General features: G+C 71.3%; 12 protein-coding genes and 1 pseudogene. 3 read left to right on the top strand and 10 right to left on the bottom strand.

Features of this window, described 5'->3' with window-relative positions:
• Positions 1–35 precede the first annotated feature (35 nt).
• The 3 genes from AC068D_RS03840 to AC068D_RS03830 all read right to left on the bottom strand — a co-directional run bounded on the left by AC068D_RS03840 (position 36) and on the right by AC068D_RS03830 (position 5,057).
• The gene (locus tag AC068D_RS03840; protein WP_478821294.1) at positions 36–1,400 is read right to left on the bottom strand and encodes a wax ester/triacylglycerol synthase family O-acyltransferase; all 1,365 of its coding nucleotides are present in this window, start codon (positions 1,398–1,400) and stop codon (positions 36–38) included.
• Positions 1,401–1,510: 110 nt separating this feature from the next.
• Positions 1,511–3,595: a SpoIIE family protein phosphatase gene (locus tag AC068D_RS03835; protein ID WP_478821293.1), complete on the bottom strand. Its 2,085-nt coding sequence runs from the start codon at positions 3,593–3,595 to the stop codon at positions 1,511–1,513.
• A gap of 64 nt (positions 3,596–3,659) precedes the next feature.
• Complete coding sequence (locus tag AC068D_RS03830; protein ID WP_478821292.1) at positions 3,660–5,057, bottom strand: DUF6777 domain-containing protein; 1,398 nt, start codon at positions 5,055–5,057, stop codon at positions 3,660–3,662.
• Positions 5,058–5,420: 363 nt separating this feature from the next.
• Between AC068D_RS03830 and AC068D_RS03825 the strand changes: the two genes are divergently transcribed.
• Positions 5,421–6,863, top strand: a complete 1,443-nt coding sequence (locus AC068D_RS03825) for a lipase maturation factor family protein (protein WP_478821291.1) — start codon at positions 5,421–5,423, stop codon at positions 6,861–6,863.
• Positions 6,864–6,941: 78 nt separating this feature from the next.
• On the opposite strand, the gene AC068D_RS03820 is transcribed toward AC068D_RS03825, so the two are convergent.
• The 5 genes and pseudogenes from AC068D_RS03820 to AC068D_RS03800 form a co-directional block, all read right to left on the bottom strand.
• On the bottom strand, positions 6,942–7,124 hold the full coding sequence (locus AC068D_RS03820; protein WP_478821290.1) for a hypothetical protein: 183 nt from the start codon (positions 7,122–7,124) through the stop codon (positions 6,942–6,944).
• Between the two features lie 295 nt (positions 7,125–7,419).
• Complete coding sequence (locus tag AC068D_RS03815; RefSeq protein WP_478821289.1) at positions 7,420–8,919, bottom strand: SDR family NAD(P)-dependent oxidoreductase; 1,500 nt, start codon at positions 8,917–8,919, stop codon at positions 7,420–7,422.
• Positions 8,920–9,268: 349 nt separating this feature from the next.
• Positions 9,269–10,486 carry a glucose-1-phosphate adenylyltransferase gene (glgC, locus tag AC068D_RS03810; protein WP_478821288.1) on the bottom strand — a complete coding sequence of 406 codons (1,218 nt, stop codon included), beginning with the start codon at positions 10,484–10,486 and terminating at the stop codon, positions 9,269–9,271.
• Positions 10,487–10,516: 30 nt separating this feature from the next.
• Positions 10,517–11,703 (bottom strand): annotated as a pseudogene (gene glgA / locus AC068D_RS03805) (glycogen synthase).
• A gap of 60 nt (positions 11,704–11,763) precedes the next feature.
• Positions 11,764–12,444, bottom strand: a complete 681-nt coding sequence (locus AC068D_RS03800) for a (2Fe-2S)-binding protein (protein WP_478821287.1) — start codon at positions 12,442–12,444, stop codon at positions 11,764–11,766.
• 180 nt (positions 12,445–12,624) lie between these two features.
• On the opposite strand from AC068D_RS03800, the gene AC068D_RS03795 reads away from it, so the two are divergent.
• Positions 12,625–13,596, top strand: coding sequence for a DMT family transporter (locus tag AC068D_RS03795; protein WP_478821286.1), 972 nt, complete (start codon positions 12,625–12,627; stop codon positions 13,594–13,596).
• On the opposite strand, the gene AC068D_RS03790 is transcribed toward AC068D_RS03795, so the two are convergent.
• Entirely contained in the window at positions 13,477–14,709 is a 1,233-nt protein-coding gene (locus AC068D_RS03790; RefSeq protein WP_478821285.1) for a transglycosylase family protein, read from the bottom strand. The two genes, AC068D_RS03795 and AC068D_RS03790, sit on opposite strands and share 120 nt — an antisense overlap.
• Before the next feature lie 260 nt (positions 14,710–14,969).
• Between AC068D_RS03790 and gndA the strand changes: the two genes are divergently transcribed.
• Positions 14,970–16,412, top strand: coding sequence for an NADP-dependent phosphogluconate dehydrogenase (gene gndA, locus AC068D_RS03785; RefSeq protein ID WP_478821284.1), 1,443 nt, complete (start codon positions 14,970–14,972; stop codon positions 16,410–16,412).
• Between the two features lie 463 nt (positions 16,413–16,875).
• On the opposite strand, the gene AC068D_RS03780 is transcribed toward gndA, so the two are convergent.
• The gene (locus tag AC068D_RS03780) at positions 16,876–17,217 is read right to left on the bottom strand and encodes a GNAT family N-acetyltransferase (RefSeq protein WP_478821283.1); all 342 of its coding nucleotides are present in this window, start codon (positions 17,215–17,217) and stop codon (positions 16,876–16,878) included.
• Positions 17,218–17,257: the final 40 nt, after the last annotated feature.

Below are 17,257 nucleotides of genomic sequence, written 5' to 3'. Positions count from 1 at the left end.
GACACACCACGCACCCACGCACTCGGAGAGGCGGACTAGCGGACGAGTGCCACCAGCTCGGCGAGCTCCTCCTCCATGCTGCGCGCGAGCCGGTCCACGTCCGGAAGAGCCTTGCCGTCGGCGACGAGACCGATGTGCACCCGGCCGCCGTACGTCGACATCGCGACGGCGAGGGACTGGCCCCGGGCGAGCGGAGCCATGGGGTACAGCTCGCGCAGCGGGCAGCCGCCGAGCGAGAGCGCGGAGCGCGGCAGCGGCACACTCGTCACCAGCACGTCGAAGAGCATCCGGGCGGCGTTCCCGGCGATCGGCGCGCCGAAGCGGTGGGCGAGCGGCGGCAGTTGGTCGGCGAGCACGGCGACCGCGCCCGCGCCGCGCAGCGGACCCGCCGCCTTGTTGCGGTCCATGCCGTCGCGGATCGCGTACAGCCGTGCCCAGGGGTCCGGCTGGCAGACCGGGAGGCCGAGCACATACGCCGAGAGCTTGTTGCCGGAGCCCGGCGCGCTGCCGGGGCGGCGCCTGGACACGGGGACGAGGGCACTGGGATCGGTGAGCGGCAGTACGTCGCCGCGCTCGGTCATCCACCGGCGCAGGGCACCGGCCACGGTCGCGAGCAGGACGTCGTTGGCGGTGCCACCGGCGACCCTGCGTACCTCGTGCACATCGTCCAGGCACAGGACGGAGGTGGCGAGCCTGCGCGTCCCGCTCGAGGTGGCACTGAGCGCGGCGGCGCCGCGCGGGTCGAGCCGTCCGGCCCGGGCGAGGGAGGCGCCGACGAGCGAGGCGCCGACCCCCACGGCCCGGCTCAGCTCCTCGATCCGGCCGCGGGCCATCCCGGCGACCTGCCAGGGACCGGGCAGCCAGGACCGGGGCGGCACGGAACGGCCGTTGCGGCGCCCGGAGCGGGCGGTACGGGCGTCGGCGATCTCGTCGAAGATGCCCGCGCCGATGGCTACGGCGCGCATCCCGTCGGCGAGGGCGTGGTGCAGTTTGACGAGCACGCCGAACGGGTCCCCGGGCCCGCCGGTGAGGAGGTACATCTCCCAGGGCGGAAGGCCCCGTTCGAGCGGGCGCTCCATCAGCTCTCCCGCGAGCCGGGCCGAGGCGGCGGCGAACTCCCCGGCCGGGAGGCGGACCTGGCGCAGATGGCGGCGCACGTCGAAGTCCTTGTCGACGGACCAGGCGGCGCCGCCGACGGGCAGGAGGACGTCGCGCACCCGCATCCGCAGCCGCGGGATCGCTGCAGCGCGGGTGGCGAGGAGCTCGAGGATCTCCTCGCTGTCGCACGCACCGTCGCCGGGCCGCGAGAAATGGGCGAGCGCTCCGAGGTGCATGGGGTGCTCGGCGGTCTCGAGATGCCAGAAAGCCAGATCCAGGGGTGCCAGAAGCTCAGTGCTCAAGGGGGTCCTCATGTCCTTGAAGGCCGGAACACAGGAGTATTCAGTCAATCGCTTGCGATCGGTTACGGTCAAGTGCAGTTACATTACATACGGTTACCAGTACGTGTCGGTCAGGCGATCGGTCGCTCGGCAACACGATCCATGACGACGAACTCGCACCACACAGATTTGCCGCTGCCGCGCGACTCCACACCCCAGACGTCGGCCAGCTGGTCCACCAGCATCAGCCCCCGGCCGGACACACCGGATTCACCCGCCTCTCGCCGCCGGGGCAGGGCGCTGGACAGATCGTCCACCTCCACCCGAAGCCGCCGCTCCGGTCCCGACAGCACCCGCGCGGTCACGACCGCTCCGCCATCGGTGTGCATCAGCGCATTGGTGATGAGCTCGTCCGCGGCGAGCTCGATCTCGTCGGAGCGGTCGCCCGCACCCCAGGCGCGCACCGCCGCACGGATCATGTGCCGGGCGGAGCTCAGTGCCTCGGGGTCGTTCTGGGCGACATGCTGCTGCAGCCGGCCGCCCGCCTGCGAGGCGGCGGCGCCGTGGCGGCGCAGCATCAGGAGCGCCACGTCGTCCTCGCCCGCCCGTTCGTCGACCTCCTCACAGAGATGGTCGGCGAGCAGCTGGAGGTTCCGTGGGCCGCCGCGGATCAGGTCGGTGAGCTGCCGCATCCCGTCGTCGAGGTCGGCTCCCGGCTGTTCGACGAGCCCGTCCGTGTAGAGGAGCAGCGTCTGGCCGGGGTCCAGTTCGACGGTGGCAACGGGGTACTCGAGCCGGCCGAACTCGGCCGAAAGCCCGAGCGGCAGACCGCCGCTGACCGGGACTCGACGGCAGTCGCCGTCCGGAGTCAGCAGCAGCGGGCCGACATGCCCGGCCCGGACCATCTGGACCACCCCGGTGGTCAGATCCGCCTCCGCATAGGTGCAGGTCGCGAAGCGGTCGGTGTCGAGCTCATGGAGGAACACGGAGGCGCGGGCCATCACGGTCGCCGGGGTGTGCCCTTCAGCGGCGTACGCACGCAGCACGATGCGCAGCTGGCCCATGACCGCTGCGGCATGCGTGTCATGTCCCTGGACGTCACCGATGACCGCGCCGACACGGCCGCCGGGCAGCGGGATGACGTCGTACCAGTCGCCGCCGATGTCCCGGCCGAGGCGGGCGGAGCGGTAGCGGACCGCGATCTGCGCGCCCGGGACGGCGGGGATCCGGCGCGGCAGCATGGCCTGCTGCAGCCCCTCGGCGAGATCGTGCTCCTGCTCGAAGAGCACGGCTCGCTGCAGGCTCTGGGCGATACTGCTGCCGAGCGCCACCAGCAGATTGCGCTCTTCCGTCGTGAATCCGGTCTTGTCGCTGTAGAGCAGGCCGAGCGCGCCGATGGGCCGGGCCTGGGCAATGAGCGGCATATAGGCGGCGGAGGTGATCCCGAGCCCGCTGATGTGGGGCCACAGCCTCGGGTAGGAGCGGGCGAAGTCCTCCTTCGACTCGATGAAACGGGGCGCAAGGGTGCGGATGACCTCGCTCATCGGGTACTGCTCGTCCACCCGCGTGTAACGGGTTCCGGGCACGAAGGACCCTTCGGGCCCCTCGGCGACGAGATGGATCCTGCCCGACTCCAGCAGCCCCACCACCATGCTGGTGGCACCGAGTCGCTCGAGGCCGTGCGAGTCCTTCAGCACCTCGATGACGTCTCTGACGGTCCTGGCATGGGCCAGCGCTGCCGTGGTGCTCTCGACGACGCTGGTCTGACGGCGGCGTTCCGCATCGATTTCCACGCGGGCGGAGGAATCGGCGAGTTCCTGGGTGGCGTCACGGACGATGCCGATGATGCGGTGGGGGCGGCCGGCGGCATCACGCCTGACCGCCCCCTGGGTGTGGGTCCAGCGCAGACTGCCGTCCCGGCACCGGATCCGGAAGTACGCGCCGTAGCTGTTGCTGCCGCTCTTCAGCGCCTGGGACACCAGGCCGTCCAGCCGCGTGGCCTCGCTGTGCGGGACACGGATGGCAAGCGTCTGGGGGCGCCCGTCGTACTCCTCCGCCGTCACGTCGAACACATCGAGCGCCGACTGGTCCAGATGCAGCAGCCCGCTGTCGAGATCCCAGTCGAAACTGCCCATGTGGTTGAGGGACAGGCTCAGATCCGAGTGCGCCGGCCAGTCGTCGGGAAGCGACACGGCACCCGCTGCCCGATCAGCCATGGTGACACTCTGCCATCATTTGTCCGATATTTCGAGCGAGCGGACAGTCCCTGCGCCCGGCACGTCAGCCCTGGAGCGAGTTGCCCCCCTGTGCCGGCGGGCGGGAAGTGTTCGCGGCGCCACCGGATGGTGCCGGGGAGGAATCGCCCGCGCCGGGGCGGCCGCCGAAGCCGCCGAAGCCCTTCGGGCGGGAGGCGTCCGGAGCATGGGCGCCGGAGTTCCCAGTGCCCGCCTCGGGGCCGAAGAGGATGTCGGCGTCACTCGCGTCCGGCCCGTACACCGTGCCGCCCTGTGTCTGCGGGTCGCCACCGTTCGGGTCGGCGACACCCGGGCCGGTGCCGTTCGGGTCGGCGACACCCGGGCCGGTGCCGTCGGGGAAGTCGGGCACCGGTGCGGGCTGGGGGTTGTTCTCCGCCCTGCCCGAACCGGAACCTGCCCCGGGCCCGTCGGGGACCGGCGCCGTGCCGGAGCCCGCTCCGGCTCCGGTCCCCGTCCCGGACCGTGCGGGGTCGGGAACCGCAGGCACGCCCTGGCGGTTCGGCTGAGGGCTCGCGCTCCCGCCCGCGTCCGGGAGGATCGGCTTGGGACTCGAGGTGTCCGGGCCGACCGGCTGGTTGAACGGCATCTCCGTGACGGGCGTTCCGGGGTCGTAGGCCGGCACTGCATCCGGCTTGCGGTCGGCCTCGCCGTCGGAGCCGCTCGTCCTGGCCAGCCAGGAACGTCCTGCGATGTCGGCGATGATGAGGCTGTTGATCACATCCGGCGAGCGGGTGATCACGACGACGCGGTCGCGGTCGTAGCCGGGCCACGTCCTGCCCTGCTCCTCGGGCACCCCGGCATCGATCACCGGCGAGGCCAGCGGGCTGCCCGACGTGCAGCGGACCCTGGGCGAGCCGTGCTCGTCGACCAGGACCGCGGTACCGCCCTGGAGGACGGCCTGGAAGCGCTGGGCGGCGCCGTCGCGGTAGCTGTGGCCGGTGACCCGGGCGTCGGCCCGCAGGATCACCGGAGTGAGCCCGCGCAGGAACTCCGGGAGATCGCTCTGGCTCACGCCCGCACCACTGGCAAAGGCACGGCCCTTGTTCCCGTCGGACATGAAGAAGCGGATCTGCTGCTCGACGTCACAGCTCGCGATGGAGCGTGTGCCGCCGTAGAGCCCGGGGGTGGAGCCCAGCACCGTACGGATCGAGCGGACGCCCGGCTCGGAGGCGCGGGCCGACAGCGAGGCGCGCGGAGAGGGCAATGATCCGGACGCACCCGCGATGGTGGCCGTCGAAGGAGTGAACGGATCGGAGCCCGGGTCAGCGGCCGGCTGCAGATGGATCTGCTGCCTCGCCTCCGTACCGGCCTGGCCGGAATCCGTCAGCTTGCTGCAGCCCGTAACCAGAAGTGCGGCCGACAGGACTGCCGGCAGTGCGGCGAGCCTGGCGTACCGGCGATGCATCGGTGAGCACACGAACATGACCCGCGTTCTCCTGCCTGTGGTGACTTGCATCCGTAGGTGATCACTCTTGTCTTGCCGCATTCCGGTCCGGCCCGCGACCGGACCGGCCGGTCCGGGCCCGCTGCGGCGGCTGCGGGGACGGGCGTCCGGGACCGTTCTGACCTGGCGGGATGCGGAGCGGGACAGCGCCGAACGGCTGACTCGCCCACTGCGCACGCCGGGAGCGTCCGTTCGTGGCGCGACGCGCCGCTCCCTGCGTCCGCGGGCCGGCACCGCCCGGCACATCCGCACCCCGCCCGCACCTCATGGCCGCGTCCGCCCGCAGGCCGGCCCCGCAGCCGGTGGCGACGGGGCCGATACTGGAGGTACCGGAGGTCCGCGATGGAGTGGTTCACGGCACCCGACTACTGGCTGAGCAGGCTGGTCTTCCAGCGGGCGCTGGCCGTGGTGTACCTCGTCGGCTTCCTGTCCGCCGCTCTCCAGTTCCGTGCGCTGATCGGGGAGCGCGGCATGCTTCCGGTTCCCGAGTACACACGCCTGGTGCCACTGCGGCGGGCTCCGAGCATCTTCCAACTGCACTACTCGGACCGGTTCTTCGCATGCTGCGCCTGGGCCGGGGCGGTACTGTCGGCCGCTCTGGTGGGCGGCGCGGCCGATCAGCTGCCACTGTGGACGGCGATGCTGTGGTGGGCCGTCCTGTGGGCGCTGTACCTCTCGATCGTCAACGTGGGTCAGACGTGGTATGCCTTCGGCTGGGAATCACTGCTGCTCGAGACCGGATTCCTCGCCATCTTTCTCGGCAACGAGCGTGCCGGCCCGCCGGTGCTGGTGCTGTGGCTGCTGCGCTGGCTGCTGTTCCGGGTGGAGTTCGGCGCGGGCCTGATCAAGATCCGTGGCGACGAGTGCTGGCGCAGGCTGACCTGCCTCTACTTCCACCATGAGACCCAGCCGATGCCGGGCCCGCTGAGCTGGTTCTTCCACCATCTTCCGGGGCCGCTCCACCGCGCCGAGGCGGGCGCCAACCACGTCACCCAACTTCTGGTTCCGGTCCTGCTCTTCACTCCCCAGCCGATCGCGAGCGCGGCGGCAGTCCTGATGGTCGTGACCCAGCTGTGGCTGGTCCTGTCGGGAAACTTCTCCTGGCTGAACTGGCTGACGATCGCGCTGGCGCTGTCCGCCGTCGACACCTCCCTGTTCACCGGTTTCGCCGGGCCGCATCCGCTTCCGGCCCCGCCGCTCTGGTACGAGGTCCTCGTCATCGCCGTGACCGTGCTCGTCCTGGTCCTCAGCCACCGCCCGGTGCGCAATCTGCTCTCGCGGCGACAGGCGATGAACCGCTCGTTCGACCCTCTGCACCTGGTCAACACCTACGGGGCGTTCGGCACGGTCGGGCGGGTCAGGTTCGAGGTCGTCGTGGAGGGCACGGACGAGGCGGTGCTGCGCTCCGGCACGGTGTGGCGGGAGTACGAGTTCCACGGCAAACCGGGAGACATCCGGCGATGGCCCCGCCAGTTCGCCCCGTACCATCTGCGGCTCGACTGGCTCATGTGGTTCGCGGCGCTGTCCCCCGCATATGCCCGGCCCTGGTTCGGCGGCTTCGTCGAGCGGCTGCTCGACAACGACCGCGACACGCTGAAGCTGCTGCGCCGCAATCCGTTCCCCGACGCACCGCCGCTGTACATCCGCGCCCGGCTCTACCACTACGAGTTCACGAGCTGGCGTCAACTGCGTGCCACCGGCGCCTGCTGGCAGCGGCGCTACTTGCGCGACTTCCTGCCGCCGACCCGGCTGAGCACGACCGTCGTGACGACCGAACGGGTGTGAAAGCAGGGCAAACAGGAGAAAAGCAACGACATACCCCCTGTCCCGACGGGACAGGGGGTATGAACTCCGGCAACCGGCTCAGTCGACGCCGGGCAGGATGTGCGGCTCCTCGAGGTCGTCCTCGTATCCGGCGAGCCGGATCGGTGCGGATCTGGCCCAGACCTCGAGGCTGCCGAGCTCGTCGGCGCGCCGGATTCTGCCGGCCAGCCGTTCGCCTCGTTGGGCAGGCCGCTTCTCCTGCTTGGTCACTTCAGTTGTCACCGCGCACTCCTCTGCGTCGCGTAACAGGGGGACTAGGGGCTTTCGGTCGCGGTGGCGCCGTTCTCTGGCGGGATCGCGGCCGTGGTAGCGGGCCTGTCCCAGGGCGGCCGAGGGGTTTCGTGGGCCCTTGTTTGCCGTCCGTGCGCTCCAGCGTAACCAAATGAGCGCCCCTGCGCTCGATGGGGAACGTCACATTGGGTGTTTCTGTACAGGAAAACGCACAGAGATGACGGCCCATCGGGTAAAAGCAAACCCCCGGGCGGCCCTGCTCGCCCGGGGGTTACGGCCGAACGGGTTACCAGTTGGCCTGTGCGTAGTCCTTGAGGAAGCAGCCGTACAAGTCCTCGCCGTCCTCGCCGCGCACGATCGGGTCGTAGACACGGGCGGCGCCGTCGACCAGATCGAGCGGGGCATGGAAGCCCTCGGCGGCGAGACGGATCTTGTCGGGGTGCGGGCGCTCGTCGGTGATCCAGCCGGTGTCGACGGCGGTCATCAGGATGCCGTCCGCCTGGAACATTTCCTGGGCGCTGGTGCGGGTGAGCATGTTCAGCGCCGCCTTGGCCATATTGGTGTGCGGGTGACCCGCGCCCTTGTAGCCACGGCTGAAGACACCCTCCATGGCGGACACGTTCACGACGTACTTCCGCTTCGCGGAGGAGGCGGCCATCGCCGGACGGAGCCTGCTGATGAGGATGAACGGCGCCGTCGAGTTGCACAGCTGCACTTCGAGCAGTTCGACCGGGTCGACCTCGGACACCGTCTGGATCCAGCTGTTGGTGTCGTGCAGGTCGGGGACCAGGCCTCCGGCATCGATGGCGGTCCCCGCCTCGATCCTGGCGAGCGAGGCCGAACCGGAGACCAGAGCCAGATCGGTGACGTCCTGGGCGGTGAGCGCCTCGTCGGACATCTCGGAGCGGGCGGCGGGCAGCGCGGCGACCCGGTCGACACCGCCACTGCCGAAGGTGCCGATCACCTGGGCGGAGGGGAGCTCGCCCGCGGGCAGCGGAGCGTCCTCTGCGGCAACGAGCTCGCGGTAGGCCTGCGGGGAGCGGCGCACCGTCTGCGCGGCATTGTTGATCAGGATGTCGAGCGGCCCCGCTGCGGCGACCGAGTCGGCGAGCGCCACGACCTGCGCCGGGTCACGCAGATCAATGCCGACGATCTTGAGACGGTGGATCCACTCGTCACTGTCCGGCATCGCCTTGAAACGACGGATCGCGTCGTTCGGGAAACGCGTCGTGATGGTGGTGTGGGCGCCGTCGCGCAGCAGCCGCAGCGCGATGTACATCCCGATCTTGGCGCGGCCGCCGGTGAGCAGTGCACGCCGGCCGGTGAGGTCGGTGCGGGCGTCACGGCGGGCCCGGTTCTCGGCGGCGCACTTCTGGCAGAGCTGGTGGTAGAAGGCATCGACCTCGACATACCGGGCCTTGCAGATGTAGCAGGACCGGGGGCGCCGGAGTATGCCCGCGATCTCTCCCACCACGGAGGAGGAGGGGAGCACTCCCTGCGTCTCGTCGTCGATGCGCTCTGCGGAGCCGGTGGCGGTGGCCTCGGTGACCGCCTTGTCGTGGGCGGTCTTGGCGGCCCGGCGCTCCTGGCGGCGTCGCTGCTTCACGGTCCGGTAGATCCCGGCGGTGGCCCGGCGGACGGTGATCGCGTCGGGGTGGTCGACCTCCAGCCGGTCGAGCTCCTCGAGAACGCTCAGGCAGACGGACAGGCGCTGCGGGTCGATACCGGGCCCGAATTCCTGGTCCGGCCCGCACTCCTGGCCGGGGCCGTCCTGTGTCACCGTCATCGCCGCTGCCGTTCCGTTCCCTGTGTCCCGTGGATGGTGTCCCGTTGTGGATTCCAAAAGCGGAACTTTACGTCAGCCGGGAGCACGGACGCCAACCCCGATGCTGCCGGGCACCCGGCAGGGCAACGCCGGAGCACTTCGGCTCCTCCCGGGCCACAGCCCGGAGCGAGCCGAACGTGACCCTCCGCGGAGAACACCACCACGGAGAGTCGCATCCGACGGATGGATGGCGGGGCCTGATACGGGCCGGCCCGCCCCCACCGGCTCGGGGGCGGGCCGGATCGAACCGGAGGCAACGCAGGCCGGCCCCCGCGTGCGGACAGCGACCGGGCCGGCCGGCGCCGTGATGTCACAGCACCGGCTGCCCCTTGCCCAGGGCGATGACCCCACCCTTCGACACCGTGTAGAGCTCCTCGTCCCGCTCCGGATTGACGCCGATCGTGGCCCCGGGCGGGACGTCGACGTTCTTGTCCAGGACGGCCCCGCGCACCACCGCACCCCGTCCGACCCTGACGTTGTCGTGCAGGACCGAACCCTGGACGACCGCGCCCGGTCCGACGGTCACTCCGGGCGAGAGAACGGACCGGGTGACCTGGCCCCGGATCACACAGCCGGGGCCGACGACCGCGTCGCTCGCGATCCCGCCCGCGCAGAATCTCGCGGGCGGCAGCTGCCCGGGGTGGGTGTAGAAGGGCCAGTGCCGGTTCTCGAGGCTGAAGACGGGCTGGTCCGCGATCAGATCCATATGGGATTCGTAGTACGAGTCGAGAGTGCCCACATCCCGCCAGTAGCCGTGCTCGGCAGGGCTCTCCCCCGGCACATGGTTTCCATGGAAGTCATAGAGCTGCGCCATACCGCGCTCCGTGAGCATCGGCAGGATCGAGCCCCCCATGTCATGCACCGAGTGCGCGTCCTCGGCGTCCCGGTGGAGTGCGTCGACCAGCACCTTGGTGGTGAAGACGTAGTTGCCCATGGACGCGAAGACATGACCCGGGTCGCCCGGGAGTCCCGGAGGGTCAGTGGGTTTCTCCAGGAAGCGCTCCACCCTGGAGCCGTCCCGGGCGGGACCGATGACCCCGAACGACGAGGCGTCGACGCGCGGCACCCTGATCCCGGCGACGGTGACGCCCGCACCGCTCTCGATGTGCTGCTTCAGCATGTGCCGCGGATCCATCCGGTAGACATGGTCGGCACCGAACACCGCGACGTAGTCCGGCTGTTCGTCATGGACCAGGTTGAGGGACTGGAGGATGGCGTCGGCGCTGCCCAGATACCAGCGTGGGCCGAGCCGCTGCTGTGCGGGCACAGGTGTCACATAGTTGCCCAGGAGGCCGGACATCCGCCACGTGGTGGTGATGTGACGGTCGAGGGAGTGGGACTTGTACTGCGTCAGCACACAGATCCGCAGGATGTCCCCGTTGACCAGGTTGGACAGCACGAAGTCGACGAGCCGGTACGTTCCGCCGAAGGTGACCGCCGGTTTCGCACGGTCGGCGGTGAGCGGCATCAGCCGTTTGCCCTCCCCGCCTGCCAGGACGATCCCGAGCACCGAAGGTCCACCGCGCATCGTGCCCCCTCACACCGTCGGCCCAGGCCGTCAGCTCGGCTTGAGCATCTCCTCGTACACGTCGTACGTACGCCGGGCCACCCGGTCCCAGCCGAACTCGGTGACCGCGCGCTCCCGGCCCGCAGCGCCCATACGACGTGCGCCGGCCGGGTCGTCGAGCACCCGGTTCAGGGCTTCGGTCAGCCCCGCCTCGAAGTTGCCCGGATGCCGGGCGTCGTACGGCACGAGCAACCCGGTCAGTCCGTCATCGACGACCTCGGGAATGCCGCCGACGGCCGACGCCACGACCGCCGTGCCGCAGGCCATCGCCTCGAGGTTCACGATGCCCAGCGGCTCGTACACCGAAGGGCAGACGAACACGGCCGCGTGGCTCAGGAGTTGCACCACCTCGGGGCGTGGCAGCATTTCGGGAATCCAGTGCACGCCGTCGCGCACCCGTTCCAGCTCCTCGACGAGCACCCTGAACTCGGCGCCGGTTTCCGGCGTGTCGGGCGCTCCGGCACACAGCACCAGCTGGGCGCCGGGGTCGAGGGCCCTGGCTGCGCGCAGCAGATGGGGGACGCCCTTCTGCCGGGTGATTCGGCCGATGAAGAGGACGTACGGCCGGAGGGGGTCGATGCCGATGCGCCGCAGTGTGTCGGTGCCGGTATCGGGCCGGTAGAGCCGGGTGTCGATGCCGTTGTGGACGACCCGGACCCTGGCCGGGTCCACGGCGGGATAGCAGTCGAGGATGTCGGCACGCATGCCGTGCGAAACGGCGATGACCGCGTCCGCGGCCTCGATCGCGGTCCGCTCCGCCCAGCCGGACAGGGCGTAGCCGCCGCCGAGCCGCTCGGCCTTCCACGGCCGCAACGGCTCCAGCGAGTGCGAGTCACGATGTGCGGCACGCCGTACAGCAGCTTGGCGACATGGCCGGCGAGGTTGGTGTACCAGGTGTGGGAGTGCACGACGTCCCGGCCCTGGACCGCCGCGGCCATCGACAGATCGACGGAGAAGGCGCGCAGGGCCTCGTTGGCGCCGTCGAGCCCGGCGAGGGCCGTGTGCCGCACGGCTCCGCCCGGCTCGGCGAAAGCCGCGCCGGCACCCGCAGATGTGCCCCAGGCATGCACGTCGACGTCGGTCAACGTGCGCAACTCCCGGGCGAGGAACTCCACATGGACTCCGGCGCCGCCGTAGACATCCGGCGGGTACTCGCGTGTGAGCAGTGCCACCCTCATCCCTTGATGGTCACTCAGATGTGCGCGCGGCGGAAGACCGTCGCGGCGCGGGACGCGCCCCTATCGTCCGGGGGCCCGGTCGAAGACGCAGTCGCCGCACAGCCCGCCACCGGGAATGCGGTAGTAGAGACAGCAGGTGGTCCTGCGCAGCGCAGGGCCGCGGACGGTGCCCATGAGATCGGGATGTTCCAGCAGCCCGGCGGTGAGGTCAGCGGCACGCCCGGCGACCTCGGGGCGGCCGTTCGCCCGTGCCCAGCGGTTCAGTTCGCGCAGCGCTCCGGCGAGTGCGGAGCCTGCGTTGCCCCACAGCAGCCGGGGCGAGATCCGCACTTCGTGGCGGAACGCCTGGGCGAGCGGCACGAGATGACCGAAGTGGACGGCCTCGCGAAGGGCATCGACGGTCCCCGGCAGAGGCTGTGCCCTCCCCCAGCGCAGATCGTCGGGTGCGGTGAGGTCCGGCGCCCAGTGGAGGGCTTCGGCCGTCGGATCGGGGAACTCGCCGTAGAGTGCGGCGGGCCCCAGCGCCGTGGACCAGAGCCGCGCGACGAGCCCCAGATGCGCGATCGACGCGGCGGCCCTCCGCTCGGGCGTGCCCAGGCGGGCCGCGACCAGGTCCACCCGGGCGGTGAGCGGTGCGAGCTCCCCCGCGTACAGGCGGGCGAGCGGACGGTGTCCGACCCCGGGGTCACCGGTCCGCACCGCGAAGAATCCCCCTACGGAATCCAGCCGCTCCAGATCCACCCGCCGCCCCGATCCGCTCGTACTCCCGCCCCCATCGAAGCACAGGCCGGCCCGGCCGGTCCGCCCTGGGGACCACCTCCGGAGCCGTACGCACGTACTCCCGTACTCCGTCGGTAGTAGGAGGCATTGCCTGCTCAAGGACGACGACGGGGCCGGTCCCCGGGGGAGATCGTGTAGATCATGAGCTCCCTCGCACTCTCCGTGCTGCTTTCCCTGGTCTCCGCGGTCGCCTATGCGGCCGCGGCGATCGTGCAGGAGCGGGTGGCCGCCGGGGTGCCCGGCGGGCCGTACGCCCTGGTGCGCAGCACCCGCTGGTGGGTCGCGGCGGGACTGACCGGGGCGGGCGGGCTGCTGCATGTCATGGCGCTGGCGTACGGGCCGCTGAGCGTGGTCCAGCCGCTCGGCGCGCTGACCATCGTCTTCGCCCTGCCCATGGCCGCACTGTCCGGGAGCAGTGGCGCAGGGGCGCGGGCCCGGCGGGGAGCGCTCCTGGCCACCGTGGGGCTCGCCGGGCTGCTGGCCCTGACCGGGTCGGCGGATTCCCGTGCGCCGGGCACCGAGGGGCGCCTGGTGTTGGCCGCGGCGGCGTTCGGAACCGCCGCCGCCCTGTTCGTCGCCGCCCTCCGGATGCGCCGGCCGGTGTTGCGCGGCGTGGTGCTCGCGGGCGGCGCGGGCGTGGCGTTCGGAGTGGCCTCGGTGTTCACGAAGATCGTGGCGGAGGACCTCGGGAAGTCGTCGGCCGGCCTGACGGCCGAGTTGCTGCCGAGCCTGCTGGTGATAGCCGGCCTGGCCACGACGGGGCTGCTGCTGTCGCAGGCGTCGTACCGCGGCGCGGGCCTGGCCGCCCCGCTGGCGACGGTGACCGTGGTGAATCCGGTCGTCGCGGCAGCGGTGGGGATCACGCTCTTCGGCGAGCGGTTCCGGTACGGCATGACCGGCACCGTCCTCGCCCTGGTGTGCGCGGCCGTGGCCGCCACGGGGCTGGTCCTGCTCACCGCGCGGCGGCGGGCGGGAACACCGGCCGACGCCCTCTCAGACCGTGACGCCGCGTGCCCTGAGGTAGGCGAGCGGATCGACGTCGGAGCCGTACCCCGGCCCCGTTCGCACCTCGAAATGGAGGTGCGGACCCGAGCTGTTGCCGGTGGATCCTGAACGGGCGATCCGCTGCCCGCCGTTGACCTGCTGTCCTGCACGTACGTTGAGCGCCGAGAGATGCGCGTACTGGCTGTACCTGCCGTCGGCGTGGCGGATGACGATCTCGTATCCGTAGGCACCCGCCCAGCCGGCCGAGACGACCCGGCCGGGGGCGACGGCCTTCACCGAGGTGCCGGTGGGCACCGGGAAGTCCACACCCGTGTGGTAGCCGCTCGACCAGGCTGCACCGGCCTTGCGGTACGGAGTGCCGGGGCTCGCGGTGACGGGCGCGCTGAACCCGGTGTGGGTGGTCGTGCGCTCGGCCCTGTCGCTGCGCTGCCTCGACTGCTGCTTGTGCTGCTTCTGCTGTTCCTGCCGCTTCTGCGGGGCGGGCTTCGCTGCGGCCTGCTGCGACGCGGCGGGACGGGACTTCGCCGGCTCACCCTTGTCCCGGCTCTTCGGCTGCGCGGGGCTCGCGGGACGGTTGGCCGTGACCTGGATGCGCAGTCGCTGGCCCGGGATGATGAGGTCCGGATCATCACCGACGACGGCACGGTTGGCCTCGTAGAGGGCCTGCCAGCCGCCCTTGACCCGCTGGGTCCCCGCGATCCCGGACAGCGAGTCGCCGCGCGCCACCGTGTACATCTCGCGCTGGGTGGGGACGGTGGTGGGGGTGGCCTTCGACCGCGCGGTCCGGGCGGGCGCGGCCTTCGCCGCACGCTGCCGCTCCGTGCTGACGGCGGGCGCGTCGGCGCCGCGGGTGAGTCCGGCGCGTAAGGAGCAGGCCGGCCACGCTCCCGGCCCCTGCCCCTCGAGCACTTTCTCGGCGATGGCGATCTGCTGGCCCTTGGTGGCCAGGTCGGCGCGCGGGGCGTAGGCCCTGCCGCCGTACTCCTCCCAGGTCGACTGGCTGAACTGCAGCCCGCCGTAGTAGCCGTTCCCGGTGTTGATGTGCCAGTTGTTCGTGGACTCGCAGGTCGCGACCTTGTCCCAGACGTCCACGGGTGCGGCATCAGCGGGGGCCGCGCCGATCAGCGGCAGCGCCATTCCGGCGCTGCCCGCGGTGACCGTGAGCGATGCCCGGTTGATACGGCTCGGCTGGTAGCGGCGGTGCTTTCCGCGAACGGCCATGAATCCCCCCTGGAAGCCATCAACAGCCGCCCAAGCTAAACGTTCCCAACTGGCCCTGACAAGGGGCGCGAACGGGGTACGAGCGGGGTACGAGCGGGGCGCCGGATCGTGTGCGTTGCACGGCCGTCGGCGCGGCGTGGCGGCTCTGCGCCGCGCGGGCGACTCGTGCTCCCATGAACACCCGGCTCCCGTGCCCCGTATTCATACTGGCCACGGGAGGGGCACTTCCGACGGACTCGACGCACTCCAGGAGCACATGTATGAGCGGTACCGCCCAGATCGGCGTCACCGGGCTTGCGGTGATGGGCCGCAATCTCGCCCGGAACTTCGCACGCAACGGCTTCACGGTCGCCGTGCACAACCGGACAGCGGCCAGGACACGCGAGCTGGTCGAGGCATTCGGCGACGAGGGCTCCTTCGTCCCGGCCGAGAGCGCCGAGGAATTCGTCGCCGCTCTGGAGAGGCCCCGGCGCCTGGTCATCATGGTCAAGGCGGGCGATCCGACGGATGCCGTGATCGAGGAGTTCGCTCCTCTGCTCGAGCCCGGTGACGTCATCATCGACGGCGGCAACGCGCACTTCGCCGACACCCGGCGCCGCGAACGCGAGCTGCGGGAGCGCGGCATCCACTTCGTGGGCGTGGGCATTTCGGGCGGCGAGGAGGGGGCCCTGCACGGGCCGAGCATCATGCCGGGCGGCTCGGCGGAGTCGTACACCTCGCTCGGCCCGCTGCTGGAGAAGATCGCCGCCAAGGCGGCCGACGGCACGCCCTGCACGGCCCACATCGGCCCCGACGGCGCGGGCCACTTCGTGAAGATGGTGCACAACGGCATCGAGTACGCGGACATGCAGCTGATCGCCGAGGCGTACCACCTGTTGCGAGCTGTGGCCGGATACTCCCCCGCGAAGATCGCCGAGACGTTCCGGGGCTGGAACACCGGCCGCCTCGACTCGTATCTGATCGAGATCACGGCCGAGGTGCTGGCGCACACGGACGCAGGGACAGGAAAGCCGTTCGTCGACATCGTCGCGGACCGGGCCGAGCAGAAGGGGACCGGCCGCTGGACGGTCCAGATCGCGCTGGATCTGGGGGTGCCCGTCTCGGGCATCGCCGAGGCGGTCTTCGCCCGCTCGCTCTCGGGCCATGCCGATCTGCGCGAGGCCTCGCGCGACCTCCCGGGACCGGTGGCGCAGCCTCTCTCCGGGGAGGACGCGGAGCACTTCGCCGCCCAGGTCGAGCAGGCGCTGTACGCGTCGAAGATCGTGTCGTACACACAGGGTTTCCACCAGATCCAGGCCGGCAGCGACGCCTACGACTGGGGCATCGACCCGGGCGCGGTGGCGGCGATCTGGCGGGCGGGGTGCATCATCAGGGCCGCGTTCCTGGACCGGATCCGCGCCGCCTACGACGCCCGTCCCGAGCTGCCGAGCCTTCTGTCCGACAAGCAGTTCGCCGAGGAGATCGGCGCGGCGCAGGACGACTGGCGTGCGGTGGTGGCTGCCGCGGCGCGGCAGGGCGTTCCGACGCCGGGGTTCTCGGCCGCGCTGGCGTACTACGACGCGCTGCGCGCGCGACGGCTGCCCGCGGCGCTCACCCAGGGACAGCGGGACTTCTTCGGTGCGCACACCTACCGGCGCACCGACCGCGACGGGTCGTTCCACACGCTGTGGGGCGGTGACCGGTCGGAGGTCACCACCGACTGAGCCACGGGCCCGCGGAGCGACGGGTGCACCGACCCGGGCGGGTCGGTGCACCCGTCGCTCCGCCGGTCAGGCACCGGTCATTGCATGGGCCCCGGCTGTGGTTCCGGTTCGGGCACCGGGTCGGGTCCCGGTGGCCTGGGGATCGGGTCCGGCGCGGGACCGGGAGGTGGCTGGGGCGGGGGCACGGGGCCCGGCGCGGGGCCCGGCCCCGGTCCGGGCGGCGGAGTGGGCGCGGGCGGTACGGGGTCGGGCCCAGGACCTGGTCCCGGTCCCGGCGGCGGAGTGGGCGCGGGCGGTACGGGGTCGGGGTTCGGGTGAGTCATCGCTGGGTCTCCCGGGGTCAGTGGGCCGTACGGCTCCAGGTTCTCCCTTTGCGCGTGCCCACGCTCGTCGGCTCCACTCGTCGGCTCCACTCGTCGGCTGCACCCGTCGGTACCGGCAGCGGCAGCCGCGGACCGGGGTGTCACAGACCGGGGTGGTCCTTGAGCTGACGCACGGCGGCGTCCACCACCCCGGCCGGGGGCACCGGCGCCTCGCCGGGGTGGCGCTCGGCCCACTTCGCGGCGTACGGGCACAGCGGTACGACCGGGACACCCTCTCGGGCGGCCATCGCGTAGAACTCGCGTACCAGCGAGCCTGCCATGCCCTTGCCCTCGTGCCCGGTCTCCACGACGGTGTGCACCGCGACGAGCGCAGGGGGCTCGCCATCCATCGTGAAGTAGGCGATGTGCCCGGCGAACTCGCCGTCCTCGTACGCCTCGAGTCGTCCGCCCTCCCTGTCGTCACGGAGCTCGCGCTCAGCCATGGCAAACCCCCGAGCGCACGATTCCGGTCCGGCAGTGGTT

It is taken from the genome of Streptomyces sp. NPDC043861, from assembly GCF_056435905.1.
Note: the sequence above shows the minus strand (reverse complement) of the source record. Positions and strands in the feature narration are given on the sequence as shown.

What these genes read in the sequence shown, in the direction of transcription:
- glgC (WP_478821288.1), bottom strand. Translation starts at nt 10,486, where the DNA reads ATGCGCGGTGGACCTTCGGTGCTCGGGATCGTCCTGGCAGGCGGGGAG.
- AC068D_RS03790 (WP_478821285.1), bottom strand. Translation starts at nt 14,709, where the DNA reads ATGGCCGTTCGCGGAAAGCACCGCCGCTACCAGCCGAGCCGTATCAAC.
- AC068D_RS03780 (WP_478821283.1), bottom strand. Translation starts at nt 17,217, where the DNA reads ATGGCTGAGCGCGAGCTCCGTGACGACAGGGAGGGCGGACGACTCGAG.
- AC068D_RS03835 (WP_478821293.1), bottom strand. Translation starts at nt 3,595, where the DNA reads ATGGCTGATCGGGCAGCGGGTGCCGTGTCGCTTCCCGACGACTGGCCG.
- AC068D_RS03815 (WP_478821289.1), bottom strand. Translation starts at nt 8,919, where the DNA reads ATGACGGTGACACAGGACGGCCCCGGCCAGGAGTGCGGGCCGGACCAG.
- AC068D_RS03830 (WP_478821292.1), bottom strand. Translation starts at nt 5,057, where the DNA reads ATGTTCGTGTGCTCACCGATGCATCGCCGGTACGCCAGGCTCGCCGCA.
- AC068D_RS03825 (WP_478821291.1), top strand. Translation starts at nt 5,421, where the DNA reads ATGGAGTGGTTCACGGCACCCGACTACTGGCTGAGCAGGCTGGTCTTC.
- AC068D_RS03795 (WP_478821286.1), top strand. Translation starts at nt 12,625, where the DNA reads ATGAGCTCCCTCGCACTCTCCGTGCTGCTTTCCCTGGTCTCCGCGGTC.
- gndA (WP_478821284.1), top strand. Translation starts at nt 14,970, where the DNA reads ATGAGCGGTACCGCCCAGATCGGCGTCACCGGGCTTGCGGTGATGGGC.